Below are 3018 nucleotides of genomic sequence, written 5' to 3' on the forward strand. Positions count from 1 at the left end.
AAAACATCTTGGGCGTTGTATGGTTAAGCCTCTCGGGCAATTAGTATGAGTTAGCTTAACACGTCACCGTGCTTCCACACCTCACCTATCAACGTTGTGGTCTCCAACGACCCTTTAGTGGACTTAAAGTCCAAGGGATGACTCATCTTGTGGCCGGCTTCCCGCTTAGATGCTTTCAGCGGTTATCCGTTCCGAACATAGCTACCGGGCAGTGCCATTGGCATGACAACCCGAACACCAGCGGTTCGTTCACTCCGGTCCTCTCGTACTAGGAGCAACTCCACTCAATCATCCAACGCCCACGGCAGATAGGGACCGAACTGTCTCACGACGTTCTAAACCCAGCTCGCGTACCACTTTAAATGGCGAACAGCCATACCCTTGGGACCGACTTCAGCCCCAGGATGTGATGAGCCGACATCGAGGTGCCAAACACCGCCGTCGATATGAACTCTTGGGCGGTATCAGCCTGTTATCCCCGGAGTACCTTTTATCCGTTGAGCGATGGCCCTTCCATACAGAACCACCGGATCACTATGACCTACTTTCGTACCTGCTCGACGTGTCTGTCTCGCAGTTAAGCTGGCTTCTACCATTACACTAACCGTACGATGTCCGACCGTACTTAGCCAACCTTCGTGCTCCTCCGTTACTCTTTAGGAGGAGACCGCCCCAGTCAAACTACCCACCAGACACTGTCCGCAATCCCGATTCAGGGACCTACGTTAGAACATCAAACATACAAGGGTGGTATTTCAAGGACGGCTCCACCAGGACTAGCGTCCCAGCTTCAAAGCCTCCCACCTATCCTACACATGTAGGGTCAATGTTCAGTGCCAAGCTATAGTAAAGGTTCACGGGGTCTTTCCGTCTAGCCGCGGGTATACGGCATCTTCACCGCAATTTCAATTTCACTGAGTCTCGGCTGGAGACAGCCTGGCCATCATTACACCATTCGTGCAGGTCGGAACTTACCCGACAAGGAATTTCGCTACCTTAGGACCGTTATAGTTACGGCCGCCGTTTACCGGGGCTTCGATCAAGAGCTTCGCTTGCGCTAACCCCATCAATTAACCTTCCGGCACCGGGCAGGTGTCACACCCTATACGTCCTCTTACGAGTTTGCAGAGTGCTGTGTTTTTAATAAACAGTTGCAGCCAGCTGGTCACTGCGACTCTTCACTGCTTACGGAGCAAGTCCTTCACAGCAAAGAGCGTACCTTCTCCCGAAGTTACGGTACTATTTTGCCTAGTTCCTTCAGCCGAGTTCTCTCAAGCGCCTTGGTATGCTCTACCTGACCACCTGTGTCGGTTTAGGGTACGGTCACCAATACCTGAAGCTTAGAGGCTTTTCCTGGAAGCATAGCGTCAACAGCTTCGTGTCCTTGGACACTCGTCTCGTATCTCAGTCTTAGCAACCCGGATTTACCTAAGTTGCCAACCTACATACTTTCACGCGGACTACCAACGCCGCGCCTGCCTAGCTTTCTCCGTCCCCCCATCGCAGTATTGGCCGGTACAGGAATATTAACCTGTTTCCCATCGACTACGCCTTTCAGCCTCGCCTTAGGAGCCGACTCACCCTACCCTGATTAGCATGGGATAGGAACCCTTGGTCTTTCGGCGGGGAAGTTTTTCACTCCCCTTATCGTTACTCATGTCAGCATTCGCACTTCTGATACCTCCAGCTATCCTCCCGGACAACCTTCGCAGGCTTACAGAACGCTCCTCTACCACTTGTGCAAGCACAAGTCCGCAGCTTCGGTGAATGATTTAGCCCCGTTACATCTTCCGCGCAGGCCGACTCGACTAGTGAGCTATTACGCTTTCTTTAAAGGGTGGCTGCTTCTAAGCCAACCTCCTAGCTGTCTATGCCTTCCCACATCGTTTTCCACTTAATCATTACTTTGGGACCTTAGCTGGCGGTCTGGGTTGTTTCCCTTTTCACGACGGACGTTAGCACCCGCCGTGTGTCTCCCGAGTAGTACTCATTGGTATTCGGAGTTTGCATGGGGTTGGTAAGTCGGGATGACCCCCTAGCCCAAACAGTGCTCTACCCCCAATGGTATTCGCTCGAGGCGCTACCTAAATAGCTTTCGAGGAGAACCAGATATCTCCGAGCTTGATTAGCCTTTCACTCCGATCCACAAGTCATCCCCATCTTTTTCAACAGATGTGGGTTCGGTCCTCCAGTTAGTGTTACCCAACCTTCAACCTGCTCATGGATAGATCGCCCGGTTTCGGGTCTACACCCTGCAACTATTCGCCCAGTTAAGACTCGGTTTCCCTACGGCTCCCCTATTCGGTTAACCTCGCTACAGAATGTAAGTCGCTGACCCATTATACAAAAGGTACGCAGTCACACCACGAGGGTGCTCCCACTGCTTGTACGTACACGGTTTCAGGTTCTATTTCACTCCTCTTACAGAGGTTCTTTTCGCCTTTCCCTCACGGTACTGGTTCACTATCGGTCAGTCAGGAGTATTTAGCCTTGGAGGATGGTCCCCCCATGTTCAAACAGGATACCACGTGTCCCGTCCTACTCGTTTTCATGTAATAAGCATTGTCGTGTACGGGGCTATCACCCTGTATCGCTGGTCTTTCCAGGCCATTCCACTAACACCTACCACACTTAAGGGCTACTCCGCGTTCGCTCGCCGCTACTAACGGAATCTCGGTTGATTTCTTTTCCTCGGGGTACTTAGATGTTTCAGTTCTCCCGGTTTGCCTCCCAACACTATGTATTCATGTTGGGATAGTGCATAAATGCACTGGGTTTCCCCATTCGGATATCTGCGGGTCTAACGCCTCTTACCGGCTTCCCACAGCTTTTCGCAGGTTAGTACGTCCTTCATCGCCTCTGACTGCCAAGGCATCCACCGTGTACGCTTAGTCACTTAACCATACAACCCCAAAATGTCTTCAGAATTATACAGTGTGCTAGCTATACACTCTCTTATTGCTAAGAGGTTGCTTAGCTTGTTTTTACTACTATCAGCTTGCCAAATTGTTAAAGAGC

1 rRNA gene is annotated in these 3018 nt (G+C 51.2%); it reads right to left on the reverse strand.

The window, feature by feature from the left end:
- Positions 1-19 precede the first annotated feature (19 nt).
- Positions 20-2902 (reverse strand): 23S ribosomal RNA (locus M2404_RS20205).
- Positions 2903-3018: the final 116 nt, after the last annotated feature.

The sequence above is a fragment of the Rheinheimera pacifica genome (genome assembly GCF_024809855.1).
Classification (GTDB): domain Bacteria; phylum Pseudomonadota; class Gammaproteobacteria; order Enterobacterales; family Alteromonadaceae; genus Alishewanella; species Alishewanella pacifica_A.